A 26,130-nucleotide genomic window follows, 5' to 3' on the forward strand; every position below is an offset into this window, starting at 1 on the left:
TCATTAAAGTTATAATAACAGTTAGATCCGAATCTACTAAAAAAATCAACAAGTGAACTAAAAAATAGTATATCGTGAAAAACTTCAAATTTTCCATAAGATACTAAAAGAATAAGTGTTTTGTATGTTAAGCCGAATAAGTAAATAAATAACAATCATATCAAATTCTGTATAAACATATTAGCAAAGGTTACTACTTTCTTTCCTAATAGTTTCTCTACTTCAGCTTGAATAAATGGTAATTTCCAAAACTTAGTCTCAAAATATATAATATACCACCACCCGATGCAAAAACAGGTAAGCCGAATATTCCTAACAAAAGATAAATAAAAAGAGTTAAGAAACTATGGTATTTTCCTAAAATAGGATATAACATATACACAATAATTATCTGTATTGAAATAAAATCTAACAACGGCAATGGAATAATTAGCTTTGAACTAATTATTAGTAAAGCAAGCATAATTGACATCAAAACAACTTTTTTTGTTTTCATCACACTCTCCAATTTTTTATGAGTCTATTCTTGTCATTTTCTGACTTCATTCTTTGTTTATAATCGTTCAAATAGGGTATGTATCCTAATATCGGCAACTCAGTTAAATTTTTTATATATTCATTGCTATCTGTGATTATCCCTTCTACTGTCCTCACTTGATTAAATATTATTCCAAAAATATCAATCCCTTCAGATTGTAAAACTTTTAATGTTAGTAAAGTATGATTCAGTGACCCAAGGTATGAAGATACTACTAAAATAACAGGAAGATTAACAGCTTTAACAATGTCTAACATTGATTGTTTTTGATTAATTGGAGACATTATCCCACCTGCCATTTCTATAATAACAGGTGATAAACTATGAGATTCTACTTGTTTTATAATCTGTTGAACAATGTGTTCTAATTGAATATTTTTTTGCTCAAGCAATGCAGCTAGATGAAGTGAAGTTTCTGATCTATAGGTTTCAAAATTAATAATATTTTCCTGTGGAATCCCGCAAGAAGTATAAAAATCAGTATCTAAAGTTTTACCAGTTTGAAGAGGTTTAATGATGATAGAATTCTTATTCAACTTTTCTTTGAAATATTGATGTAGTAATACTGACGCTGTGGATTTCCCACAATCAGTATCTATTCCACAAATTATAAATTGATTATCCATTACATTCACCTTCTACTGTTAATCCTAAACCCTGAATTAGTTTTTGATCTTCAGAAATTTTTGCTCCTTTTTCTGTCAAATAATTTCCCAGAAAAATAGAATCCACAATTAATATTGCTAATTGCTGCATCTCCCCTAAGTGATATTCACGACCAGCGCTAATACGCAATTCGGTATCTGGAAAAAGCAAACGCAACATCACTAGAATCTTTAAACACCTCATAGGAGTTAATTCATTTCTTCCTTCTAATTTCGTTCCTTTAATAGGCAACAAGAAATTTACTGGAACCGAGTAAGGTTCTTGACTTTTCAAATCAAAAGCCAACTCTATTAACTGTTCATCCGTTTCTCCCATTCCACAAATAAATCCCGAACAAGTATTGATATTATTTCTTCTTAAAACTTCTAGCGTATCTAAACGATCTTGATAAGTATGTGTCGTCGTAATTTTAGGATAATTATCTCGTGGCGTATTCAAATTATGATTAATTCTATCAACACCAGCTGCTTTTAATTTTACTAGTTGGTCATCACGAACTAAACCAATAGATAGACAAATTTCAATAGTCATAATACGCTTTATTTCCGATATAACATCACATAATATAGAAATTTCCTTATCTGTTGGTCTTGTACCACTTAATGCAATACAAAAAACGCTGGAATTATTTCGTTTGGCAATAATAGCTTGTCTAATAATTTGATTTTTAGGTAATAATCCATAACGCTCAATGTTTGACTTACTACCTTTAGCCTGAGAGCAATAGCCACAATCCTCAGCGCACAAACCACTTTTAGCATTCAGTAGAGTATTTAGTCTAATCCAATTCCCTGATCTACTTTTTCACTACAATAGCTTGCGCATAATATTCCCACCAATTTCTGTCACTTTGTAAAATATTTAAACAGTCTCTTTTTGAAATCATAGAAAACCTCCTAAAAACAGTTAATCAATTATGACATTTGAGTTAACTGTTTTCTAACAAAATTTTCTTTTCATCTTGTAGCGACATTATTAATCTTTTATAACATTAAACTATGATAAAATAAAAACCTTTAAAACTAGTAGACATTAGTTACCAATAACAAAATTCTTATAATCCTTACAACAGAAATATCGCCAAAGTTTATATTTTTTGATTATAAGATAAAAAAGATTGAAGAAAATAATCCAAAATAGGATTTTTCTTCAACCTAAAAATTAATCATTCATTCTGATAAGGTAGTCAAATGCCCCTAAGGCTGCAGTAGCTCCGCTTCCCATAGAAATAATAATTTGCTTGTATGCTTGATCTGTACAGTCGCCAGCTGCAAAAATACCTGAAACAGTTGTACTCCCTTGATTATCCACAATAATTTCACCACGATTATTAAGGTCAATTCCAGAATCTTTTAGCCAGTCAGTATTGGGAACGAGACCAATTTGAACAAAGACTCCCTCTAAGTCAAGTGTTTTGTCCTCGCCAGTTTCTCTATCCGTATAAATTAGTCCAGTAACCTGCTCATCACCCAAAATTTCTTTTGTGGCAACATTTTTCAAAATAGTAATATTATCATGTGCTTCTGCACGATCTTGTAAGACTTTATCAGCTTTTAATTCTGGTAAAAATTCAAGAATATAGACATGGCTAGCAAGTCCTGCTAAATCAATGGCAGCTTCAAGCCCTGAATTACCACCACCAATGACAGCTACTTTTTTATCTGTAAAGAGTGGTCCATCACAGTGAGGACAGTAAGTGACTCCCTTATTTCTAAATTCAACTTCTCCCGGAACATTAATATTACGCCATTTGGCACCAAGAGATAGAATGGCTGTTTTAGATTTTAGAATCGCACCATTAGCTAGCGTAACCTCGATAACATCCTTTTTATGAATAGCTATCGCTTTTTGAGCTTTCATGATATCGACATCATATGATTTGGTATGCTCTTCTACTTGGGACATAAGCACTGGTCCCTCTATATAAGGTGTTCCAATCATATTTTCAATTCCGACGGTTTCCATCACTTGTCCACCAAACGTTTCAGCTAATAAGCCTGTTTTGATTCCTTTTCGTGCAGCATAAATAGCTGCGCTATTTCCAGCCGGTCCGCCACCAATAACCAAGACATCAAAAATTCCCTTATCTGCAAATGTCGTTTCTGACACTGGTCCTGCAATCAAATCAAGTAATTGCTCAATGTTGGTACGTCCTGAAGTCAGTATTTCATCATTGTGAAAAACGGTTGGAACGGACATAATCCCCTTAGCCTTGACCTCATCTTGGAACATACCTCCCTCAATCATGGTATGGCTAATATTCGGATTAATCACAGCCATAATATTAAAAGCTTGTACAACATCCGGACAATTATGACAACTAAGGCTGACATAAGTTTCAAAATGAAGAGGAGTATCAATAGCTTTAATTCGGTTGATGACTTCCTCATCTACTTTTGGTGGTCGTCCAGAAACCTGTAAAAGTGCCAGAATCAATGAAGTCAACTCATGTCCCAGTGGTAAGCCGGCAAATTCAACACCAGATTCTTGTCCTTTTTTAGCAATTCGAAAAGCAGGCATACGACTAAGCTTCTTTGATTCAAAACCAATCTTATCACTCATTGAGACGATTTCATCAATGAAATCTCTGACTTTTTTAGAATTTTCATCTGTTCCAAGATTAGCCTGAAAAACAATATCAGATTCAATTAATGCAAGATATTGCGACAATTGTGTTTTGATTTCTGCATCTAATGCCATATAAAACCTCCTTAGATTTTACCTACTAAATCCAAACTTGGTTTTAATGTGTCTTCTCCTTCTTTCCATTTTGCAGGACAAACTTCTCCTGGATGTTTTCGGATATATTGTGCAGCACGCACTTTATCTAAAAGAGTACTTGCATCACGTCCAATGCCATCGGCATTAATTTCAACGGCTTGAACAATACCATCAGGATCCACGATAAATGTGCCGCGCTGTGCCAAACCATCTTCACCAAGAACCTCAAAGCCTTCTGATAAAACATGGGCTGGATCACCAATCATAGCGTAAGTGATTGTTCCGACAACATCAGAATCATCGTGCCAAGCTTTATGAACGAAATGCGTATCTGTTGAAACAGAATACACTTCAACACCAAGTTTTTGAAGCTCTGCATATTGTTCTTGTAAATCACCAAGTTCCGTTGGGCAAACAAATGAGAAATCAGCGGGATAGAAACAAAAAATCGCCCATTTTCCCTGTAAATCATCATTTGATACCTTGATAAACTCTCCATTATAATAAGCATCTGCTGAAAATTCAACGATAGGTTTTCCAATAAGTGACATGTGCTAGTCCTCCTATTATTTTATTCATTATAGTTGATTAAAAATGTCTAAAATAATTAAACACTTTCAATCCCCTACATTATATGTAAACCTTTGCACAATGTCCAACAATATGTTCTATAGTTGTATAACAATTTTATAAGTGATACCAAATATCTATTAATTTCAATTCCAAACAAAAAACTGAGAAAATCAATCGATATTTTCACCCTCCTGACAAATGATCTGGAGAATGATTCGCAAAATCCGATAAACCAACAAGGCTTAAAAGCTCATCAACTTCTTTTGTCATGCGGTGCAACACAAAATTATCCTCACCAGCTAAGCGCATAAAACGGTGTAAAAGTCCAACTTGCTTAAACTTTCCTGTCGTCCCAGACGTATTCAAAATCCAGCCTAAGGTATCTTCAGTTGGTGTCATTTCTTTATACGTATTATCATTGTCCTTACGACTTAGCAAGACCAAATCTGGAAATGTTTTAAGATGTGACACTTCGTAGTGCAATTCAGCATTTTCTTTGAAAGCAGCTGCTTTTTCCTGATTGAAAATCATAGCAAGATACTGATTCTCATCATAATCGGCTACCAATTCTGCAATCGGTGTTGTACTTGCTACAGAATGTGCGGTAATCCCATAACGCCACATTGCCTGATTCATCGGAATATAAACCGCTGAATTTTCCAGAGCCATAAAAACGACATCATCTTTTCCAAGACCATTCCGCCTAAAAGCCTCTTGAAAAATAGCAATATCATCTTCCACATCTTGCCCCGTAAACCAGTAATTAAGAGAGATAGCTTTAAAAAAGTCACGCTCCGCATTTTCCAACAAACGTGCCTTTAAATCATCAACTAACTATGTCATGAATATCTTAATTTCCTTTCTTTATATGATTTGGACGACCAATTAAAATGCCAAACGGCGATACTTTGTAGCAAAAATAAGAAATTAGCCACGCACCACCCAACACCAAAAGATAACCCAATGGAAAACTACATCACTCAAATACGGATTAATCCAATCAATCACTAAGCCATAAATGGCAAGAGAGGCTGTTTGCGTCAGATAAATCCCAAATGATAATTTCGACGACAAATCAACTGAGCGACGTAACCATTGGAGACTTGGTTTTTCACGACTTTTAGCGTAATGCAAACTAAGCGCAAATATCGTTACAATCATGAAAATCGCATAAATCATCATGTAAGACTGATGAACCAAATGCGCATAATGACGACTTAACCCAAGAATCTTTGTATTGTAATAATAAAGCCCTATCGTCCCCAGACTTAGACAAGCGGTTATCGCATAAATTCGCTTTTGATAAGTCACCAAAAATGTCATGACTTTATCGTAATGACATAAGTAATAGCCATAAAGTAAAATTGATAAGTCCAAACAAACATTCCGTAAGAACGGGAAAAATATAGCCAATTCGTATGGTCTTAATGTGAGAAAATGTATTTGATATAAAAAAGAAAAGCCACTGAATAAGTGCTGAAATGGAAATAATAAAGTTACGTCGATTCACAAATTGATTATACAACCAAAGCATGATTGCAAAAATAAGGTACAATATCCAAATGGCCCTTTTATAATTTCCTAAAAATCGCACAAGTCCCGTGACAAACATAAACCGCATACGTGTAAAATGGGGCACTAAGTGAATAATTCATAAGCTCCTGAACTTTTACGGCGTTGGTAAATAGAGAACTAACTTGATTAATCAGCACTCCAAAAATAAAAATACAGCGCGTGAGGTCAACCTCATAAAGATAGCTCTTCTTTTTTCGCTTCTGTTGGTAAAATAGCTACTCCTTCTGTTAAATTTACTTGGCAACCATTATCCACCTAAAAACTTAAGTCTATCTTAGGCCCGGCAAAAGAAAAAAGTGATTAGAATATTAGTCACTACGAATTTTCCTTTAAAAATAAGCTAGAAAAAACAAAAAATCTGGAACACTTAAGTGTTCCAGATCCTTTTAAAAATATTGCGTATGTTTTACCAACATACCAATCTCATAAGGAGTTAGGCTGTTGGATTATTATCTCCATTTTTATAGCGACTTAAATTCATTTTCAGCATTGTACATACCTCCACGACTTTTTTATCACTACTTTTTACATTGGTTTCACTCCTTTAGCTATTTTCTGCAACTAGCTAAGGTATCACCATTTTTATATCTTGCTACGTTCATAAGATACCTCCATTAATCTGAAAATACTCACATAACAACGATAATAATCACCTAATTTTTAATTTATTTTTCTGTTGTTTGATTGATACAGCGACTGGCTCGTCGCCATATCTGTTTAGAGTCTCCATTTTTGTAACGGCCTACATTGATTGCTTTCATATCTATCACAACTTTCTTTAAAAGCTTTTTTTAAACATGGAAGCAACATGATTAGAAGCCCTTTCGATTACTACTGTTACTAGCAACAAGATCAACCGACAATATTTCTTGCACTAGCCATTTCTAACCGCTTACTTCCAATAATATTTTTTCACCTAAAATGTGACATCACTCCTTTATCGCTATTTTCTACAACAAGTCGTTAGTCTCCATTTTTGTAACGACCTACATTAAACATCAACATAAGGCGTTCCTCCGATGTACTTTGTTACAAGATTTGGTTTTCAAGGCTAAACAAGATGCTTAATCACCATCTTTATAGCGTCCTAAGTTAAAAGCTAACATAAGCGCCACCTCCGTAAAGTCAACTGTGCCTACTTACCCCGACTAGGAGACCAATCACCATTTTTGTACCGAGCGACATGTGGTTTCATCATAAGAACTGTTACCTCCTTACTTCGTTACTTTTGTCATCCTTCTTTACACCTTTATTATAATGTAACCGCTTACTTTTGTCAATACCTAAATACTCATTTTTCTAAAAAATAGTCAAAAATCTCATTTTTGATGAAATAAAATAATAAGCGTTTTTGTTATTCAAAGAAATCATTCTTTGCTAAAATAGAGTTATGATTAATTTTACTGATTATAGCATTGAGATGTGGGATGATGAGAAAATTGCTTCTTTTCGTCGCACGCTGCTTGCTTGGTATGACAATGAAAAACGGGATTTGCCTTGGCGCAGAACCAAAAATCCTTATCACATTTGGGTGTCTGAAATCATGTTGCAACAAACACAAGTTGTTACTGTTATTCCCTACTATGAACGCTTTTTAGCTTGGTTTCCAACCGTTGACGCTCTCGCCAAAGCTCCTGAAGAAAAATTACTTAAAGCGTGGGAAGGCTTAGGTTATTATTCACGCGTGCGCAATATGCAAAAAGCTGCGCAAGAAATCATGGACGATTTTAATGGCGAATTTCCTAGCACTTATGATGATATTCTCTCCTTAAAAGGAATTGGACCTTATACGGCTGGTGCGATTGCAAGCATTGCTTTTGACCTTCCCGAACCAGCTGTGGACGGCAATGTCATGCGTGTTATGGCAAGGCTTTTTGAGGTCAATTATGATATTGGTGACCCTAAAAATCGCAAAATTTTTCAAGCTATTATGGAAGTGCTCATTGACCCTGAACGCCCTGGGGATTTCAATCAAGCACTTATGGATTTGGGCACAGATATTGAGTCTGCTAAAAATCCTCGCCCAGATGAATCACCAATTCGCTTTTTCAGCGCAGCTTATTTACACGGCACTTATGACAAATACCCTATCAAATTGCCAAAGAAAAAGCCAAAACCGTTGCAAATTCAAGCTTTTATCATTCGCAACAGCAAAGGTGATTTCCTATTAGAAAAGAATACTGACGGACGCTTGCTCGGTGGTTTCTGGTCATTTCCAATCATGGAAACTGATTTTATTGGGCAACAGCTTGATTTATTTGAAACAGATAATGCCAAAAACACTCTCAAAACAACGTCGCAAAAAACGTTATTTAAGGAAGATTATCAACTAAACCCAACTTGGACAAATAAAACCTTCAATCACGTCAAGCATACCTTTAGCCACCAAAAATGGACAATCGAACTCATCGAAGGCTCAGTCAACTCAAATGAATTTACCAAAGATAAGGAACTCCGCTGGGTCGCACAAGACCAACTTTCCACCTACCCCATGGCAACCCCACAAAAGAAAATGTTAAAAGAGTATTTAGGAAAGGAGACTTAGACAGAATTGGAAATAAAAAATATTTTAGTAATCGGTAATGGTTTTGACCTTGCAATCAAGCGTAAAACCAGCTATGAAGATTTTATTAAGTTTGCTTGTCAAATAACAGGATTTCCCAATGAATCAATTTCTCATTCTTTGTGCGATAACTATACCTTATATGGTAAAGAATCTTTTATCGATCAATATGAACTATTTCAAAAAAATCTTGTTTTAGAATTTATTAATTTTTTAGTAAAAAAATATAGTGAACAAAATAATTTACGTAATCTTACCGAAGAAAAGTTAAAATATTTGGATAAGTACTACGAATATTTTCAATGTGAAGTTTCTTTCCAAGGAAGAGAAAAAACATTTAATAACTTGTATAACTCCTTTTACGGACATGGCATTCAGTACCCACCAGGTGAGTCATTTGAAGAGTTATTTATAAAATCCCTAGAAGAAAAACTTCAAAAAGAAATTGAAAAATGTAATCCTATTAACCTTAGTGCCCTTTTAGATGTAGTGGAAACTAATAGTGGATTTAAAAAAATGGCTTCAAAATCCGATTACATAATCAGTTTATCTTACTATGAATTCTTTTTAAAATTTAAAAATCCTATTTTAGACTTTATATTGCTCAATAGAGATTCCCTCGATAACTGGTCAAGTCTCGAACAACATATTTCTCATTTAATTAATGGCTTTGTAGAATTAAAAGGAAAAATTGAAGAGTTAGAAGAAGAGTATACCAAACTATTTATTGACAATTACCTTACCGATAACGAACTCAAGACACTTACCAAAGAAATTGAAAAACACTTTTCTTTTTTGCCAAACAGTACTCATATCAACTTTTTAATTAAAGACATTGGATATACATTTCATCCCAATTTAAGACCCAACAGCAATTATCAGCCACCACAGCCTATGCACAGCAACCTAACCACTGCTTTTGAAGAATATCATAGTAAACTAGTTAAAGCGCTAAATTCTTTCACATTTCTACTTGAATTATATTTAACATACCTTGATAAAATTGAGGACGAAAGTAAATTTGAAATTCCAAAAATTTTATCACCTTTTGAACAAGTCGATGATATACTAACATTTAATTATACCGATACTGCTCAACAACTTTATAATATTCCAGATAATAACATTCATTACATTCACGGAAAGCTAAATTTCACTAAAGATACAATTGAGACATCAAACTTGGTACTTGGAATTGAAGATATTGACCATAATATCATTGATGATGATCTAATAGATTTTCAAAAAACATTTCAAAGAATCGTTAAAAAAACAGGTTCAAAATATCGTTCATTTTTCAATTTAGATCATTCTAATAATCTTGTTCGTGTTATAATTTATGGTCATTCACTAGATGTGTTAGATCAAGAAATTTTCAAAAAAATATTTGATGAATTAGATAACATTACAAACACTTCCTCATCCCCATTACGTATGGAAATAATCATTCTACACTACGGCAAGACAGAGATACAATCTACTATAGATTTAAAATCAAAAGTTCGTAATTTATCCGCTATCTTAGGAAAAGATAAGTTAATTGAATTAACTGCTAACAATCTTGTACATTTTATAGATGCCTCTAAATTGGACGAAATTGAAACAATTATATATGAATCTAAAAAGCGCACCCAAATAAATACATTCTAGACCCTTGACACCGCTTTTCACGAAATATTATCACAATCCCCCATGGCAACCCCACAAAAGAAAATGTTAAAAGAGTATCTGAAAATGGAGAAATAAAATGATTACTGGTTCCTGTCTCTGTTACACTGTCACTTACCAAACCAAAAAACTGTTAGGACCTATCGTTTGTTGCCACTGTTCTTAACGTCGTAGCTGATTGGATTCTCTTCGTCCCTTGGACTATGACAATCCTAATCATCCTGACGGGGGTGTGTCAACGAAATCATAGATTTCTGACTTACCGCCTGCCAAAAAGCTTCGGCATCGGCTTTTTCGGTTAATTCTTTGGTCAACGTTGAAGATTTTCAAATCTTATTTGGTGCAGATGAGATTGTGACTTATGAATCCTCTAAAGGAAAATACCGCTATTATTGCAAGAATTATCACAGCCAAATTTACCACATCAAAGATGATATGCCAGATAAAGTTACTTTAAAACTGGAAACAATTGACCGTTGCGAACAAGACTTAACCTTACTCGAACGCAAACACATTCACAACAGCCAGAAATTCCCATGGCTTGAATGATTGAAACAAAATGGAAGTGAAACAAATAAAATCTCCAGTGGAGACTTTATTCATGAGCCTAAAAATTAAAAAGCGAATCAGTAGTTTCACAGAAACTTGATTTCTCAGCAAGTCTTAATTTCTTGTTGCTGACCTAAAACAGTTCACTGAACTGTTTTACTCCCACCCCCGCATGGCTCAAAAGGTTTGGGGAACCTTTTGAGGTTGGAAATGAAGTCAAGTGCAGCTTGATGTCAAAAGGGTTGTAAAAGCTGATTTATTAGCACATTAGAACCCACTCAACCACTGCGTCTTGTAAATAATAACTATATAACCAAAGAAGCTGAGCACTTTTTGTCTCAGCCTTATTTTTATTTAAGCTTTTTGGCTAATTTTCCCGTATAGGAAATTGAGCAAGAGCCCTGCAAGTGCTAATATGATAGCAATGTAAAATGCAATTGAGAAGCTGCCATTATTTGCTACTGCTATATTTGAAGCGATACTTGGTGCAAAATAAGCTGCTACTGAATATCCTGTAAACACGATACCGTAGTTTACACCTTGATTGGCGGGACCATAATTTTCCATAACAATTGACGGAAAAACTCCCATGACACCCCCAAAACAAATGCCAAGCCCAATAATACCAACAGCAAAACCAGCTTGTCCTGGAACAAATGCCAGAACCGCGAGCGCTAAGACAATAACGGTGAAAATAATATAGAGGGTATTTGAACGCCCAATCCTATCTGAAACAGTTCCCCAGATAAAACGTCCACTCGAATTAGCAATTGAATAGAGTGATACATAAAGAGCGGCGACCGTTGCCGAAAGCCCAAACATTGACGTGCCAATCGTCCGAGCATTTGAAGCAATCATAAGTCCTGAAAAAGCTCCGACAAAAAACATCGCAATAACAACGTAAAAAACTGGTGTCTTTAGCATGTCAATCCATGTTTTGTTAACCACATTTTGCGCTGACGAAGTCGGTGGATTCCAACCGTCAGGCTTATATCCTGCAGGTGCTTTTTGGACAAAGACACTTGCCACAAGAACGATGACAATATAAGCTAGACCAATTGTCCGAAAGGCGTACTGAGCATCATGAGATAAAATCAAGCTATTAGCAATCGGTGAAGCAAAAACAGCCGCTAAACCCATACCGCCTGTTATTATCCCAGAAGCTAGGCCACGCTTATCTGGGAACAGTCGTAAGGTATTGGACAAGCAACCAGAATAAGCAAAACCTTGACCGAGCCCTGCAATCAAACCGTAGTAAATATACAACTGCGCTAAACTAGTTGCCGTACCAGTGAGATAAAAACCACTAGCAAAAAGAATCGCACCAATCGCAATTGACCACTTCACCCAGCCTTTATCCGCAAAATATCCGCCTAAAATCATCGGAATCGGACCAATAGCTGAATTAATGGAAAAAGCTAACATGATTTGGGGCATTGTCCAGCCTGTCTGTTCACTCAAAGGCTGCGCAAAAGTTGAAAAAGCATAAACTGCACCCGTACATAGCAAGATAGTAGTCGAGGCTACCAGCACTAGCCAACGATTTATTTTTTTATCCATAAGGAACCTCCTTTTAGATTATATTTGCCTTATTTTGACAAAGATAATAACAAAATCGCCTCAAAATGTCAACGCTTACATTATAAAAAATAATACTAAAATACTAAAAAAATCAGAGAATTGTATTATAGCATTGAAATCTGATACTATCATAGGTTATCTATAAAAACGTTTACATTTTGTTTAAAAAAGGAGTATGATATAGGTAATTATTTGTGTAAAAGAGGTAAACTATATGAAATTAGTTGCTATCGTTGGAACGAATTCAGACCGTTCTACCAACCGAAAATTATTAAAATTTATGGCGAAGCATTTTTCTGATTCAGCTGATATTGAAATCCTTGAAATCAAGGGCTTGCCAGCTTTCAACGAACCAGAAGATAAGCTAGCTCCTGCTCCTGTCGCTGATTTTTCTCAAAAAATTGCTAGCGCAGATGGTGTCATTATCGCAACTCCAGAATATGACCATACGATTCCTGCGCCACTTGCCTCTGCACTTGAATGGATTGCCTACACTAGCCGTGTGCTTATCAATAAACCAACCATGATTGTTGGGGCTTCTCTTGGTGCTCTCGGTACTTCACGCGCACAAGCTCATCTCCGTCAAATCCTTGATGCCCCTGAATTAAAAGCACGCATCATGCCAGGAACAGAATTCTTCCTCGGACATTCTGAACAAGTTTTAGATGATGATTTTAATCTCAATAACCCTGAAAAAGTCGCCGAACTTGAAGACAATTTCAAAGAATTCCAATCATTTGTTGAGATTAGTAATCAAATCGTTAGCCAAGCAGACACAGACCGCAAAAGAGCATTTGCTTGGGAAGCCAAATAGGAGGTGACAAGTTATGAAATTAGTCGCTATTGTCGGAACTAACGCCAAAAAATCATATAATCGACTGCTATTACAATACATGGCAAGACATTTTGCCAAAAAGGCAGACATCGAGATTTTAGAAATCACAGATGTACCAATGTTCAATGAAACAGATGACCAGACCGAGTCAGCCATTATCCAAGAATTTAATAGCAAAATCACAGAAGCGGACGGTGTTATCATTGCCACACCTGAACACAACCACACGATTCCTTCAAGCTTAAACAGCCTTCTTGAGTGGCTTTCTTTCAACATTCATCCTTTAGCTGGCAAGCCAACCATGATTGTTGGAGCCTCTTATGACATTCAAGGCTCATCTCGTGCGCAATTGCATCTCCGCCAAATTTTGGATGCACCAGGTGTTAATGCTACTGTCATGCCAGGAAGTGAATTTTTACTAGGACGTGTCCAAACTGCTTTTGATGAAAATGGTGACCTTAAAGACCAAGGAACTATTGATTTTCTAGAATCATGTTTCTTCAGATTCCTTCGCTTTGCAACCATTGCCAATCAACTCAATGAACCAGAAGAAGTTCGTTTTGAACCTGGTACTTATCAAGTCACGACAGTTGGGCACAACGGAGATTTGCCAATGTCCGTAACCCTTTCAGAAGAACGTATTGAAGCTATTGACATTGATTCTTCTGGTGAAACAGGTGGAATTGCTGACGTTGTCTTTACTCGTATCCCAAGTGAAATTATTGAGGGACAAACTTTAAATGTCGATGCGGTGTCAGGTGCTTCGGTGACATCAAATGGTGTTCTTGACGGAGTTGCTCGTGCTGTTCGACAAGCAGGGGCCAATCCAGATGCGCTCCGCTCACGTCCAAAAGCACCATCAGCGCTTGATAAAGAAGATAAAACTTACAATACTGAACTCGTTGTTGTCGGTGGTGGCGGAGCAGGACTTGCTGCTGCAGCTCGCGCCCTTCAAGCTGGTAAACAAGTAGTTGTCGTTGAAAAATTCCCATCTGTTGGTGGAAACACTGTTCGTGCCGGTGGACCAATGAATGCTCCTGACCCTGCTTGGCAAAATACATTTGCTGCTAACCCTGGTGAAGCTAATACGCTTCAGGAATTGCATGACATTGACGAAGCAACAATCGACCCTGAATTTATCGATGACTTCCGTGCTTTAAAAGTTGAAATCGAAGAATACCTCAAAAACCCCACTTATCTCTTTGATTCAAAATTACTCTACCGTATCCAAACTTATCTTGGCGGTAAACGAAAAGACCTTAAAGGCAATGAAATTCACGGAAATTATCAATTAATCAGTATTTTAACCGAGCGAGCTCTCGAATCTGTCCGCTGGCTGGAAAATATCGGTGTTGAATTTGTCCGTGACGAAGTCACCATGCCAGTTGGAGCTCTCTGGCGCCGCGGTCATAAACCAAAAGTTCCAATGGGCGTTGCCTTTATTTCTGTTTTGAAAGACTTTGTTTTAAAAAATGGTGGCATTATTTTAACAGATACACAAGTCAAAGAATTGCTTATTACAGATGATATTGTCACAGGTGTTAAGGGAACAGGACGCAATGGTCAAACCATTACCGTAAACGGGAAAGCTGTCATTCTGACAACAGGTGGTTTTGGGGCAAATACTAAAATGCTTCAACAGTACAATACTTATTGGTCAGAAATTGATGACGACATTGCCACGTCTAATACCCCAGCAGCCACTGGTGACGGCATTTTACTTGGTCAATCCGTCGGTGCTGACTTGGTTGGAATGGGATTCAGCCAAATGATGCCCGTATCAGACCCAGTTACTGGTGCTCTCTTCTCAGGTCTCCAAGTTCCACCAGCTAACTTTATCATGGTCAATACCAAAGGAAAACGATTCGTTGATGAATACGGCAGCCGTGACCAATTGTCCCAAGCGGCAATTGATAATGGTGGACTTTTCTACTTGATTGCTGATGAAAATATCAAAGAAACAGCTTATAATACAAGCCAAGAAAAAATTGATGCTCAAGTAGAAGCTGGAACGCTTTTCCGCGCTGATACTTTGGAAGAATTAGCAGAGCAAATCAATATTGACCCAGCCATTCTGGTAGAAACAATCACCAATTACAATTCATACGTTGATGCTGGTCATGACCCCGAATTTGACAAAGGTGCCTTCGACCTCAAAGTCGAAAAAGCACCATTTTACGCGACACCACGCAAACCAGCCGTTCACCATACCATGGGTGGTTTGAAAATTGATACCAAAGCCCATGTTATTAACGAAAACGGGAAAACGATTAAAGGGCTCTTTGCAGCTGGCGAAGTTGCAGGCGGACTCCACGCCGGTAACCGCCTCGGTGGAAATTCTCTAACAGACATTTTCACATTCGGTCGCATCGCAACCGACACCGCTATCGTAGAATATCTTGGTTAAGCTAAAAACAAGGTGAGAATTTCTCATCTTGTTTTTTATTTTCAGATAACAAAAGAAAACCCCAGCTTCTTCAAGCTAGGGCTCTCTAGGAGATTATGAAAAAGAAAGTTTATTAGGATTGTTTATAGTATAGAGCCGCTTGCTTAACTAAACCTAAATTTTTTCTTACAGAAAACTTAAACTTTTTTCTTTTCAATGTCCCCGCTTTTTCTGATGACGCTTTTCTTGCCTAAGCAAGTATTTTCGTTCCTTTTCTAGCTCACGCTTCACTTTTTGCTTAGACTTTTGAGCTTTCTTGACTTCCTCACGCATTTCCTGCATAGCAAGCTGAGCTTTCGTTGACACCACAGGCTTACACTTTGCCTTATTGATATCACGTTGCACTCGTTTTGGATTTCGTTTTTTCTGTGAAATAGCTGGCGCTGAAAACTCAGAGCTTACTTCGACCTTATCATACCTGCGCAGCCATTTTCCCAAAGAAACATCAATAAAGTTTAGAATATCATCATCCTTTGGTTCTTGGCCAAACACGTAACGAAAAGCCTTGTAACGTTTCTTCGAATCCGTAAATTCAATCAAAGCCGACCAAAATGCCCCATCAAAATATACTGTCATTTTCATAACAGCCCCTCCTTAAAAAATTGACAATGGACGACCTCGGAAGGGGAAGGTTACTGATACATGTTGTACTCACAGACTACCAACTGCGATGTGTTTTTATGTCAGCTTTAGTATATCAGATTTTACTGATTTTGAAAGAGAATACCTTGATAACCTAGAAAACTTGGCAAATCTACCGTAAAGACATTAGCCACCACAAATTGATATTTCCCTTTAAAATGTCCCAAATGTGTCATGGTTCTGATGTTGTATTTCTTGGCAAATTTCTTATAAGCAACATAATCAATTTTCTTAGTATCAAGAAAATAAATTGTTTGTTCTACAGCCTCAAGCCGTTCCAAACCTCTCTGCGTATCCACATTATCCAAACGACCAACAAAAAGGAAAAATTCCTCTTTAGCCGCCATTTTTTCTTTCACCGCATCAAGCGTAACAAAACAAATATTATCAGCCGTTTCAGCCTTAACATCACCACAATAAAATAAAAAAGATAGGAGTAACAACCCCAACACACTCACTACTCTCATTTTTCCCTCCTACCTATTTATTCGAAAAAAGAAAGAAAAACCTCCCGAAAAATTTCGGGAGGAAAAACTCACCAAATTTGGTAAGTTTATTCTTCTGAATAAGGTACTAAGTATAATTCCTTGTTTTGATATTCTGCTAAAAAAATCTCCTTTGGGGATTTAATCCCTTGCTTATTAAGTTTTTTAAATAACCACTCTTCTTCATGGTCAATCAATTCAAGAACATCATAGTTAATACGTCCATTACTGATAAGTGGAAATTTAGGAGTTTCAGAATTTTTATCTAAAATTGTTAACTTACCATTTGGTTCCATAATAGCACTTTTAACATCCTTGGTAGAGTTCACACCTTCCATTCTCAAATGAAGCATCAGTTGATCTGCTGATAAGCCAACTTGAGCACAATTTTCAACATTAACCTTACCATTTTTTATCAAAATCACAGGATTTCCAACGACAATAGCTTTGATTATTTTATTATTAATTAGCAGTTTTACAATAATTACTACCAACGACCAAATCAATAAAATAATGAGAAAAGTTAAAATTGAAATAGAATTATTATAGATAACCCCACCAATAATGCCACCAAGAACATAATTTTGAATCTGATTCAGTGGAGTGTTTACCGAAAATTCATATTTTCCTAAAATGTTAATTTGTAAAATCATGACAAGAATCCCCAAAAGAAATTTAATGCTTACTAAGAGATACATATTCATCAATTATCTTCCTCCGTTAATATAGACATGATGATCAATCACATGTGTGCATTCAAGTGTATAAGAATTATTATCGTTATTAAGATGAACAGTGTAGTCCTCCTTATTGTAACGTACAATAATACCATCCTTTAATACTGTAGAATTAACTAAAATATCTTCTGGCAAAATATCATTATCGGTAGCAACACTTTCAATAAATTTCACCAAAACCTGCGATTGTGAAAAATCATGATTATTTTGCATATAGTCTTCGACTTGTATACCTAAAAGAACTAACATTAAAACCACAATTCCGATACTAATATCTCGCAAACGCGTCTTAAGTCGATTACGCATATAATGGAGACTTGTAAGCATGACAATCACAAGTAACATAATCAAAACTACCGAACGAAACACTAGATTAAATGATTGATTTTGTGTAATATACTCCAAATTATAAAAATTCATACTTCTTATCCTTAACTATCTCTAACTTAGTTCATCATTATACTATTTCTAATTGTCAAAATAAAGAAGTATGTTTGTCTTTTAAACAATAAAGCCGGTTTTTAAAATTATTTTAAAAACCAGCTTTATTCGGTATTTAACAGTTAATTAATAACGATTTTCTACTTTTTGCAAAAAATTATACAGAGCACCATAGAGATTAGCATCATTACCAAATTTCGTTGCCATAATCTCAATATCTTTTGGTATATTAACTTCTAGGATAGGATTAGACTTAATAATAGTATTAAATTGACGATTGATTTCTTCAACCAGAATTTTTTGAGCACTAATTCCTCCACCAATAACAAATCGTTTTACATCCAAGATTCCTTGAATGGAAAGAATTTGATTAGCGATAACATAGCAATAATCTTCAAAAATTGAAATAGCTTGTTTATTACCACCATGAATAGCTTCAAAGGCTGCCTTGCCATCTGTTATATTATCATTTCCAAGCATAGTATTAATACGCTCAACCATACCAACAGCAGAGCTTGTAAAACCAGCACATGAATAGTCATCAGCACTATAATCAGATGACATAAAGCTAAACTCTCCTGCTTGGAAATGTGGTCCAATACGAAGTTGACCGTCTAGAATAATTCCTCCACCGACACCAGTTCCTAAAATCATTGCCACACCGTTGTCAATTCCTTTAAGATTTCCAAGCCAAAGTTCTGCCAATGCTGCTGCTTTACCATCATTTTGAACTGAAATGCGTTTACCATAAGTTTCTAATTCGCTTTCAACACAAAAACCATCTAAATAAGTTAGAGCTCCCCCAAAATAAATCGTTTCTGTTTTAGTATCAATTTTTCCCGGAACACTAAAAGCGTAGCCACAAACTTGCTCATAATATTGATCTATCAAGGACTGAATAAGTTGTGTGAATTCAGCTAAATTATCTGGTGTTGATTGCTTCTTACTCTCTTTTAGATGGCCATCTGCGGTCATCACCCCATACTTAATATCCGTTCCACCAACATCTACTGTCAAATATTCTGTCATCACTTATTCCTCCCTATGTAAATATTTCGAAATCAGATAAACCGGTGTACAACTCCAAGCATGGCAATAACTAGAAATAATCGGACTACCATATGGTGAATAATCAGGCTTATCCGGATCAAAAGCTTCCCAAAAAGTATCTGCACCTAGACGAATCATCTGTCCCCAATAGTTTTTCATTAGCTCAGTAGCTTCTTCTTTTAAACCAGCAACAAACAAAGCTTCTGTCACATGATGATACATATACGGTGTCGCAATATTTTTTATTGGGAATAATTTTTCTATTGTAGTCATCATAATTTTCCGATTCATTTCTTTAGGAAAAACACCCGCTAAAACCATCCAAACTTGACTAGCTATATTATACTCAACTTTTTCCGTCTTGAATAGATTTTTTTCCGAATCAAATAAATTATTTTTAGAATAATTTACTAGCTTATCTAAAACAGATTCATAGTACTCAGTAATACCAAAATCTCCTGCTTTTTGAGCTAACTCTATAAATTGTCGTAAAACATAAATCATGATAGCTTGTAAACAAGTTGTTTTATCAAATTCAGTTGACCAGTCTACAAAAACAGGATAACTTTCATCAGCACAAACCTTACCATCCTCTTGTATGTACGTCAAACTGGTATTTATTTGCTTCTTAGCAATAGGATATAAATCCCCTAACAACTCTTCATCATCCTCTTGAGCTAAATAATCGTGCAAAACACTAATAAAAAATAACGAGTATTCAAACAAAAAGGTGTCATCTGGAATAGGATAGGGTTTCGTAAAAACATTCGCAGAAATACGACCATCTTCTGTAGTCATAGCTCCAAAAAGATACAAGCAGCGTTTAACTAAGTCATTTTGTTTAAAACTTTCATAATTTGCCAACGCTTGTAAACGAAGATCACCCAACCATAAACGCCTATCACGCTTAGGACCATCTTCAAAAACATCAGTCATGCAATCTTCCAAAGTTTTCAAGCCAACTTGATAAATAGCTGCTAACTCCATATCCTCAATTTTGGGAAAAGGAAGATTATCACTATCAACACAAGATTCAGTTATTAATCTTGGATTAGAAAAGACAACTGACCATTTTGGAGAGGTATCCAATACTTTGATTTCAACGTATCGAAAAGCATAACGTCTAGGAAGTGAAAGGAGAGTTGGTAATTCATCTAAATGAATAAATTCTTCCTGAATCCAACCTCTAGCTAGCCACCCATCATATTCTTCCGACTCATGTGATAGTTCTGCTGCAACCTCTGCAAAACGGAGTCGAATATAAAGTGGAGCGTCCATAGGTGATCCTACAGAGTTAATATCAATAGCAAATCGTCCCACATAATGATTTCCAAAATCTAAAATCAAACTATCATCTTTTTTATACTCTTTATCATCTATTTTCATATCAAGAGTTTTGATAGTCCATCCTTCAAATTTTGTGATATCTTTAGTCAATTCGCCCAATCTTACCAACTTTTTTTCTTTGTTAATCAGAGGAGGGGTTAGTAACTCTGCCTTCTTTAGCAATCCCTCATCATGGTTAAACTTAATTGAATGATTCATTTGAAATGTAAAAGCCATATATCTACTCCTTTTCCTGTCCACTTAAACCGTATTTCTTTTGCAAACGAATTTGTATATAACCAAATCCGCCAGCAACGGCAATTAAAACCGCAAATCCAATCATAGTGCTGCGAATATTCTCTGGTAAAATAAGTACCGGTGTAATCAGTGCAAAAGCGGCACAGCATAATCGCGAAAAGCCATTAATAAATCCTTGAATACCTGATCGGTAATTATCTGGAAAAGATTCTTGTGTCCATACCTTATAAATGGCTTCACCAGCAAACGTTGATCCGATATTTTGGAAAGCAAGCCAAACAACAATCATTATTAAATTGCTACCACTCATTGCAAGACCTAATAAAGCGGCAACCATGATGACAATACCCCAGAAGAAAGCAACATTTCTGCGATGCCCACCAGCAATTTTAGAAAAAATCATTGCAATCACTAAACAAACCATTGTTAAAATGAGTCCTGACCCTGTAGCAAAAGATTGTGAGGCATTAGCCTTAACTAGCATATATGTTTGAAACTGGCCAAAAGTATTAGCTAATAGATTCCAGCCACAATAAAACACTAAAATACAAATAAAGAACATTAAATATTTTTTATCTTTTCCAAACAAAAGTTTAAATACCGAAACTTTTTCTTTAACTGTTTCTTCACTCTTTTCTATATACTGTGCTTCAGTATGGATCTTTTTAAGTTTAGCGTTATTGTTTCTCATAAAAAGTGTTAAACAAGCAATAATAAGCAAAACTCCCATAACAATCTGTGCAGACATTGCGCCAGGCAAAGTTGAAGTGAGAAATGCTACAATAGTTGCAACCAACATACCAACTGTCCAATACACTTGAGTTCCTGACACTAGTTCAGCGCTAATTTTTTTATTTGGAGCATCATGAGAAATCACTGTCAAAGAGATAGGTAAATCTGCTCCTGAAATAAACCCTGCAATAACTGTGCCACAAACAAGCATCACAAAATTATTAGCAAATAAAACTAAAAGTGTGCCTATAATAAAAAAAATATTTAAAAAGTTAAATGCACGAATAAGACCAAATTTTTTACTAATATTTCCTGCTAATAAAGAGCCTGCTGCAATCGAAAATGTTAATAAACTAGAAATCAAACCTACTTGACCCGCACTTAGATTTAAAACCTTTTGCCAAACTGTAATCGTTGATGCTATTCCAACAATAATTCCTGAACCTAAAATTGAACCAAATCCAGCACTATAAAGTAATGGACGATAATATGAGACTGTTTTTTCTTTCATAATACAATCTTCCTTTCTGATAACTCTTTTTGAATTTGTGGATGTAGATAGTCAAGTTTATAGAATGACATAATCAACATTGATATTAAAATCATAATCATAGGAATATAAAGATACATACTTGAAATTACAAACAACGCTGAATCCGTTTGGGTCATACTTCCACCTTGATAACCACCAATAGCAATTAATATTCCTGATAGACCACCAGCTACTGCTTGTGCTACTTTTCCTATAAAACCATTAATAGCCGATAAACTTCCAGCAGTATCTATTCCTGTTTTCCATATTCCATAGTCAACTGGATCAGCTTGCATTGAGAAATAAATTGACATTTTTATTCCCATACCTATCCCTGAAATAATTGCTCCAGTAATGATACCGATATTATTTTTTTCAGAAAATAATATTAATAGAATTCCTAAGACTTGAATTAAAGACGAAATCATAAATAGATTACGCTTGATTGTTAGTTTTGATAGAAATGGAACTGTTAAATTTGATAATACGGGAACTATAGATGTGATAGTTGCTACTACTACTGATAACTTCTTATCTCCTACTACAGAAGTAAAATAATAAACTAACGCACCCGATTGAAGATAATAGGCACCAAACATAAATAAAATATTCAAAGCAAAAATTTTCCATGGCTTATTTTGCCATAATGCACGGATAGATGCTCCAAAACTTATTTTTTTATTTACCTTCACTTCATTTTCTCTTACACTAAAAAAAGTAAAAAAGAAAATTAATGTGCTGATTACTCCAAATAGCAACATAACGTATCTAAACCCCAGCGCTTGATCACCCTGCCCAAAGGAATCAACTAATTTTAATCCTAAAGATGACACAACCGTCGCACCTAAAAAACCAAAGAATTGTCTTATCGTTGCCAGATTGGTCCGTTCTTGTGCATCATCTGCCAGTGCAGGTAAAATAGAAGCCATTGGAATATTAACAACCGTATACATGAATGATAAGCCGATGTAAGTCACATAACAATATATTAATTTATGAGTAACACTAAAACCTAATGGCACAGAAAACGCTAAATAAGCAAATACTGAAAAAGGAATTGCACCCCACAAAAAATAGGGTCGAGATTTTCCAAACTTTGTCTGAGTTTTATCAATTGCATATCCAATTAACAAATCAGTAATTCCATCAATAATACGGCAAATAACAAACATAGTAGCTATCTGGAAGCCAGATAAACCAGCAATGTCTGTATAATAATAAAGAAGATAAAGTGATATCATCTGCCATACAAGATTACATGCAAAGTCAGCAGCACCATATCCAACTCTCTGTCGCCAGAGAAAAACTTTTGAAGTCTTGCAAGTAGCAGTCTCCATATTGAAACCCCTTTCACTTTGATGGTTTCAGTATATTATAAAAAAACAAAAATAAAAATGATATATAATATCAATTTTAATTGATTAATTATGACTTCTCAAAGAAGAAAGAGTATAATATTTGTAAGCAGATGCATCGTTAGTATCGTCTATTTTTGATTTAGGAGAGAAATATGAATCGTGAGGAAATCATGCAAAAACTTAAAACGTATGAAGAACATGAAATTTTTTATAGAGAATACTATCTTGCTAAACAAAATCTCAATTCAAAAAAATCATTTTTAAGTCAATTTGACCCTAACGAATTATATCAAAAACGCCTTATTGTCCCGGATATTAAAGGAAGCTGGAGACCAACTTTTATGAATGAGGAAATCATGGATCAACGGGACCTTATCAAAGAACTAACAGTCCTCAAACATTTTCGATATACCCCAACTTTTAAGCACGAACACTCATTTTATGAATTAGTTTATTGCGTATCCGGTTCATGCCAAGAGGAAATAAATGATTTTAAATTTACGTTAACCGAAGGACAGTTTTGCTTAATTCCTCCTCGTACAACACATAGTATAGGCGTATTTGATGATAGTATCGTCTTAAATATCATTATTTGGAGACGAACTTTTGAAGATATTTTTTACAATCTTTTGAGAAAGTCTAATATTATTTCAGATTTTTTTAACCAATCACTTTATCTCTACGAACAAAATAGTTATATGCTGATAGACACCCTCAAGGATAATGAAATCAAAAATATTATTTTAGATATGTATGGCCAAACCCTGGAGCAAAAACCATTTTATGAGCTTGTTAGAAACGCACAGATTATTCATGTCTTCTCACTCATTCTACAAAATTATGAACACTCTATTTCATTTCCATATAAACCATTCCAAGGTAATCATATTATCATTCAAATGATTGCCTATATTGAGCATCACTTTAAAGACATCACTCTAAAACAACTAGCAGAACATTTTAATTTTTCTAGTAACTATTGTTCTCGAATGATAAAAGAATTAACTAGTGAATCTTTTACAGAGATTGTTCTATCAATCAAATTTACCAAAGCCAAAAATCTTTTAGAATCAACTACTTACCCTATTTCTCAAATTGCTACACAATGTGGTTTTAACAACATTGAACATTTTAATCGACTTTTTAAAAAGAAATTCTCAAAAACCCCTGGGCAATATAGAAAAGAGTTGTTATTATGATAGTTTACATAAACTTCCTAGAAAATAAGACACTTCTGAGATAAGAAGAATTCTCAGCTAATAAAAAAGAGAGAGTCATATTTAGTGTGAGTTTCTCTTTTTTATTAGTTAATTTCTTGTTGTATTTCAGTAGGTTACAGCGTTTATAACCCAAACAAGCCTTTATCTAACCGAAGACTGATTCCACATCAACTCTGCGTTGTGCGAAAATCTGACTGCTTTCTTAAGCTGACGGTGTTTAAGTTTTCTTTTATCTTTCCATACCAGCTACTACTTGAAATTGATTGATAGTCCGCTAAGAGACGACAAGTTGACTTGTTCGATAGGGCATCCCAAGTTTTCAACCATTATTTTTTCGATTTTCCGTCCAGAAAAGACCCCTTGTGAGTAGACAAACAAGAAGCAATTTCTAATGGTAAGTTTGTTTGATTTGTGTTACAGTAAAGATACATGAGATAGTCTTGCTACAAAGCAAAAAGCAACAGCATCAAAACTGTTGCTTTTTGCTTTGAGTTACTCTTGTCTCAGACTCGTCTCCAATAATAATTGTTGCACTAAACATTTTTAAACAAAGTGTTCCTGACTATGATTAATCCACGACAATCATTGATTTAATGGTTTTGCGGTCTTGCATATCTTTGTAGGCTTGGTTAATGTCATCCAAGCGATAAGAATAAACGAATTGAAAAGTACAAGTCTAAGTGGTATGCATAAAAAAGGTCAGTAGCACATTTATTTGTACGACTGACCTTATAAAACAAACACTATTTTTAGATATAACCTGTCTACTTGACAGGGGGCATATCAAGATCGAATGGGATTTACTTAATTTTACCGTATTAATACTATTTTTGTCTGCTACTTCAAATCTCTTTATTGCAATATTTTTGACCTGCTGTATTATCTTTCTAGCTGTAGTTTTTGCAAAACCCAATCTCATTAATTCTTTATAAGTTATTGTCTTCATAGAATACCTCTATTCTATCCGAAATTATTCGGATGCATGTTACTCAGAACTAAGTTTCACGACATTAGTTGATTTGGAAATCAACATAGGAGTCTCACCTGCTCCTTTTTCGACTAGAGCCTGAACATTCAGAAGTATCGTTAACATTATTTGTGTCATGGAAAATTGGTTTCCAGTCAATTTTTGAATTCGGTATTCCCCCGCTCATTCCATCGTGTATCTGTTTCAGCTGCTTGACAAACAAGTCCCTCCTTGATTTATTCAATTTTCGAAGGACTTAAAGAATACATAGAGTGAAAAAGTTCTCGGTCTGTTTCACACTTTATGCGAATCTTCAAGCATGTTTTTTAACTTACTACGAACTTTATCTCTTAATCTAGAACTTTTAGATGGACTGTTTTTTAACTCTTCAGCAACTTAGCGTAATATTTTTTCCTGAAAGTATATAGATTCTATCAAAAGCATCTCACTATCATTCAGTCTCGGAAGTGATTCTGATAGTAGCTCTAATATAATTTTTTTCGACAATTTTTTCACTATCTATAGTCAAATCAAGCAATATATCTTCCAATCTAAAGTTTTCTTTTTCAAACAATGAAGACGGAAGTACGGAAAATAAAATCTCACGTCTTCGTAAATTATTTTGATGATTTACTAGATTCCAGTAGCCACTGTATACCGTTTTATC

21 protein-coding genes and 2 pseudogenes are annotated in these 26,130 nt (G+C 35.0%); 6 read left to right on the forward strand and 17 right to left on the reverse strand.

Annotated features, from left to right (window positions below; all coding sequences use genetic code 11):
• Window positions 1-217: 217 nt before the first annotated feature.
• The 7 genes and pseudogenes from E8M05_RS11620 to E8M05_RS11625 form a co-directional block, all read right to left on the reverse strand.
• On the reverse strand, window positions 218-496 hold the full coding sequence (locus E8M05_RS11620) for a biotin transporter BioY (protein ID WP_003066363.1): 279 nt from the start codon (window positions 494-496) through the stop codon (window positions 218-220).
• Complete coding sequence (bioD, locus tag E8M05_RS09525; RefSeq protein ID WP_003066365.1) at window positions 496-1,164, reverse strand: dethiobiotin synthase; 669 nt, start codon at window positions 1,162-1,164, stop codon at window positions 496-498. The genes E8M05_RS11620 and bioD overlap by 1 nt, the downstream gene beginning before the upstream one ends.
• Window positions 1,157-2,090 (reverse strand): annotated as a pseudogene (bioB, locus tag E8M05_RS09530) (biotin synthase BioB). The gene bioD and the pseudogene bioB overlap by 8 nt, the downstream one beginning before the upstream one ends.
• A gap of 275 nt (window positions 2,091-2,365) precedes the next feature.
• The gene (gene ahpF / locus E8M05_RS09535; RefSeq protein WP_003066369.1) at window positions 2,366-3,904 is read right to left on the reverse strand and encodes an alkyl hydroperoxide reductase subunit F; all 1,539 of its coding nucleotides are present in this window, start codon (window positions 3,902-3,904) and stop codon (window positions 2,366-2,368) included.
• Window positions 3,905-3,915: 11 nt separating this feature from the next.
• Window positions 3,916-4,476 (reverse strand): alkyl hydroperoxide reductase subunit C, encoded by a 561-nt coding sequence (gene ahpC / locus E8M05_RS09540; RefSeq protein ID WP_003066370.1) that lies wholly within the window; start codon window positions 4,474-4,476, stop codon window positions 3,916-3,918.
• A 205-nt stretch (window positions 4,477-4,681) separates the two neighbouring features.
• Window positions 4,682-5,308 carry an AMP-binding protein gene (locus E8M05_RS09545; RefSeq protein WP_003066372.1) on the reverse strand — a complete coding sequence of 209 codons (627 nt, stop codon included), beginning with the start codon at window positions 5,306-5,308 and terminating at the stop codon, window positions 4,682-4,684.
• A 117-nt stretch (window positions 5,309-5,425) separates the two neighbouring features.
• Entirely contained in the window at window positions 5,426-5,875 is a 450-nt protein-coding gene (locus E8M05_RS11625; RefSeq protein ID WP_003066374.1) for a hypothetical protein, read from the reverse strand.
• 1,588 nt (window positions 5,876-7,463) lie between these two features.
• Between E8M05_RS11625 and mutY the strand changes: the two genes are divergently transcribed.
• The 3 genes and pseudogenes from mutY to E8M05_RS09565 all read left to right on the forward strand — a co-directional run.
• Window positions 7,464-8,618, forward strand: coding sequence for an A/G-specific adenine glycosylase (gene mutY, locus E8M05_RS09555; RefSeq protein WP_003066376.1), 1,155 nt, complete (start codon window positions 7,464-7,466; stop codon window positions 8,616-8,618).
• A gap of 6 nt (window positions 8,619-8,624) precedes the next feature.
• Window positions 8,625-10,286, forward strand: a complete 1,662-nt coding sequence (locus E8M05_RS09560; RefSeq protein ID WP_003066378.1) for an AbiH family protein — start codon at window positions 8,625-8,627, stop codon at window positions 10,284-10,286.
• 294 nt (window positions 10,287-10,580) lie between these two features.
• Window positions 10,581-10,853 (forward strand): annotated as a pseudogene (locus tag E8M05_RS09565) (GFA family protein); the annotation flags it as partial.
• A gap of 354 nt (window positions 10,854-11,207) precedes the next feature.
• Here E8M05_RS09565 and E8M05_RS09575 read toward each other — a convergent pair.
• Window positions 11,208-12,413: an L-lactate MFS transporter gene (locus E8M05_RS09575; RefSeq protein ID WP_003066383.1), complete on the reverse strand. Its 1,206-nt coding sequence runs from the start codon at window positions 12,411-12,413 to the stop codon at window positions 11,208-11,210.
• 235 nt (window positions 12,414-12,648) lie between these two features.
• Here E8M05_RS09575 and E8M05_RS09580 point away from each other — a divergent pair, with 235 nt between their 5' ends.
• Both E8M05_RS09580 and E8M05_RS09585 read left to right on the forward strand, forming a co-directional pair.
• Window positions 12,649-13,248: an NADPH-dependent FMN reductase gene (locus E8M05_RS09580; RefSeq protein ID WP_003066384.1), complete on the forward strand. Its 600-nt coding sequence runs from the start codon at window positions 12,649-12,651 to the stop codon at window positions 13,246-13,248.
• A 13-nt stretch (window positions 13,249-13,261) separates the two neighbouring features.
• The gene (locus tag E8M05_RS09585; RefSeq protein WP_003066388.1) at window positions 13,262-15,676 is read left to right on the forward strand and encodes a flavocytochrome c; all 2,415 of its coding nucleotides are present in this window, start codon (window positions 13,262-13,264) and stop codon (window positions 15,674-15,676) included.
• A 192-nt stretch (window positions 15,677-15,868) separates the two neighbouring features.
• Here the strand turns inward: E8M05_RS09585 and E8M05_RS09590 are convergent, their stop codons facing one another.
• The 8 genes from E8M05_RS09590 to E8M05_RS09625 all read right to left on the reverse strand — a co-directional run bounded on the left by E8M05_RS09590 (window position 15,869) and on the right by E8M05_RS09625 (window position 23,255).
• Window positions 15,869-16,297 (reverse strand): YjdF family protein, encoded by a 429-nt coding sequence (locus E8M05_RS09590; protein WP_003066390.1) that lies wholly within the window; start codon window positions 16,295-16,297, stop codon window positions 15,869-15,871.
• A 122-nt stretch (window positions 16,298-16,419) separates the two neighbouring features.
• Window positions 16,420-16,824 carry a hypothetical protein gene (locus E8M05_RS09595; protein WP_003066392.1) on the reverse strand — a complete coding sequence of 135 codons (405 nt, stop codon included), beginning with the start codon at window positions 16,822-16,824 and terminating at the stop codon, window positions 16,420-16,422.
• 86 nt (window positions 16,825-16,910) lie between these two features.
• The gene (locus E8M05_RS09600) at window positions 16,911-17,546 is read right to left on the reverse strand and encodes a DUF421 domain-containing protein (protein WP_003066394.1); all 636 of its coding nucleotides are present in this window, start codon (window positions 17,544-17,546) and stop codon (window positions 16,911-16,913) included.
• A 3-nt stretch (window positions 17,547-17,549) separates the two neighbouring features.
• On the reverse strand, window positions 17,550-17,999 hold the full coding sequence (locus tag E8M05_RS09605) for a DUF3290 domain-containing protein (protein ID WP_003066397.1): 450 nt from the start codon (window positions 17,997-17,999) through the stop codon (window positions 17,550-17,552).
• A gap of 147 nt (window positions 18,000-18,146) precedes the next feature.
• Window positions 18,147-19,049 (reverse strand): ROK family protein, encoded by a 903-nt coding sequence (locus E8M05_RS09610; RefSeq protein WP_041973383.1) that lies wholly within the window; start codon window positions 19,047-19,049, stop codon window positions 18,147-18,149.
• Window positions 19,050-19,052: 3 nt separating this feature from the next.
• A complete protein-coding gene (locus tag E8M05_RS09615; protein WP_003066403.1) occupies window positions 19,053-20,633 on the reverse strand; it encodes an alpha-L-rhamnosidase-related protein in 1,581 nt (526 codons plus the stop codon).
• A gap of 4 nt (window positions 20,634-20,637) precedes the next feature.
• On the reverse strand, window positions 20,638-21,897 hold the full coding sequence (locus E8M05_RS09620) for an MFS transporter (protein ID WP_003066405.1): 1,260 nt from the start codon (window positions 21,895-21,897) through the stop codon (window positions 20,638-20,640).
• Window positions 21,894-23,255: an MFS transporter gene (locus E8M05_RS09625; protein ID WP_003066407.1), complete on the reverse strand. Its 1,362-nt coding sequence runs from the start codon at window positions 23,253-23,255 to the stop codon at window positions 21,894-21,896. Before E8M05_RS09625 ends, E8M05_RS09620 begins: the two co-directional genes overlap by 4 nt.
• Before the next feature lie 173 nt (window positions 23,256-23,428).
• On the opposite strand from E8M05_RS09625, the gene E8M05_RS09630 reads away from it, so the two are divergent.
• Complete coding sequence (locus E8M05_RS09630) at window positions 23,429-24,475, forward strand: AraC family transcriptional regulator (RefSeq protein WP_003066409.1); 1,047 nt, start codon at window positions 23,429-23,431, stop codon at window positions 24,473-24,475.
• A 697-nt stretch (window positions 24,476-25,172) separates the two neighbouring features.
• Here E8M05_RS09630 and E8M05_RS11630 read toward each other — a convergent pair.
• On the reverse strand, window positions 25,173-25,442 hold the full coding sequence (locus E8M05_RS11630; RefSeq protein WP_003066410.1) for a DUF3173 family protein: 270 nt from the start codon (window positions 25,440-25,442) through the stop codon (window positions 25,173-25,175).
• Window positions 25,443-26,130 lie beyond the last annotated feature (688 nt).

The organism is Streptococcus pasteurianus, from assembly GCF_004843545.1.
GTDB classification, from domain to species: Bacteria; Bacillota; Bacilli; order Lactobacillales; family Streptococcaceae; genus Streptococcus; species Streptococcus pasteurianus.

Coding starts and splice junctions, on each gene's coding strand:
- mutY (WP_003066376.1), top strand. CDS start 7,464: ATGATTAATTTTACTGATTATAGCATTGAGATGTGGGATGATGAGAAA.
- E8M05_RS09600 (WP_003066394.1), bottom strand. CDS start 17,546: ATGAATATGTATCTCTTAGTAAGCATTAAATTTCTTTTGGGGATTCTT.
- E8M05_RS09630 (WP_003066409.1), top strand. CDS start 23,429: ATGAATCGTGAGGAAATCATGCAAAAACTTAAAACGTATGAAGAACAT.
- E8M05_RS09625 (WP_003066407.1), bottom strand. CDS start 23,255: ATGGAGACTGCTACTTGCAAGACTTCAAAAGTTTTTCTCTGGCGACAG.
- E8M05_RS09615 (WP_003066403.1), bottom strand. CDS start 20,633: ATGGCTTTTACATTTCAAATGAATCATTCAATTAAGTTTAACCATGAT.
- E8M05_RS09605 (WP_003066397.1), bottom strand. CDS start 17,999: ATGAATTTTTATAATTTGGAGTATATTACACAAAATCAATCATTTAAT.
- E8M05_RS09620 (WP_003066405.1), bottom strand. CDS start 21,897: ATGAAAGAAAAAACAGTCTCATATTATCGTCCATTACTTTATAGTGCT.
- E8M05_RS09585 (WP_003066388.1), top strand. CDS start 13,262: ATGAAATTAGTCGCTATTGTCGGAACTAACGCCAAAAAATCATATAAT.
- E8M05_RS09590 (WP_003066390.1), bottom strand. CDS start 16,297: ATGAAAATGACAGTATATTTTGATGGGGCATTTTGGTCGGCTTTGATT.
- ahpF (WP_003066369.1), bottom strand. CDS start 3,904: ATGGCATTAGATGCAGAAATCAAAACACAATTGTCGCAATATCTTGCA.
- E8M05_RS09610 (WP_041973383.1), bottom strand. CDS start 19,049: ATGACAGAATATTTGACAGTAGATGTTGGTGGAACGGATATTAAGTAT.
- E8M05_RS11620 (WP_003066363.1), bottom strand. CDS start 496: ATGAAAACAAAAAAAGTTGTTTTGATGTCAATTATGCTTGCTTTACTA.
- E8M05_RS11630 (WP_003066410.1), bottom strand. CDS start 25,442: ATGAAGACAATAACTTATAAAGAATTAATGAGATTGGGTTTTGCAAAA.
- E8M05_RS09575 (WP_003066383.1), bottom strand. CDS start 12,413: ATGGATAAAAAAATAAATCGTTGGCTAGTGCTGGTAGCCTCGACTACT.
- E8M05_RS09595 (WP_003066392.1), bottom strand. CDS start 16,824: ATGAGAGTAGTGAGTGTGTTGGGGTTGTTACTCCTATCTTTTTTATTT.
- E8M05_RS09580 (WP_003066384.1), top strand. CDS start 12,649: ATGAAATTAGTTGCTATCGTTGGAACGAATTCAGACCGTTCTACCAAC.
- bioD (WP_003066365.1), bottom strand. CDS start 1,164: ATGGATAATCAATTTATAATTTGTGGAATAGATACTGATTGTGGGAAA.
- ahpC (WP_003066370.1), bottom strand. CDS start 4,476: ATGTCACTTATTGGAAAACCTATCGTTGAATTTTCAGCAGATGCTTAT.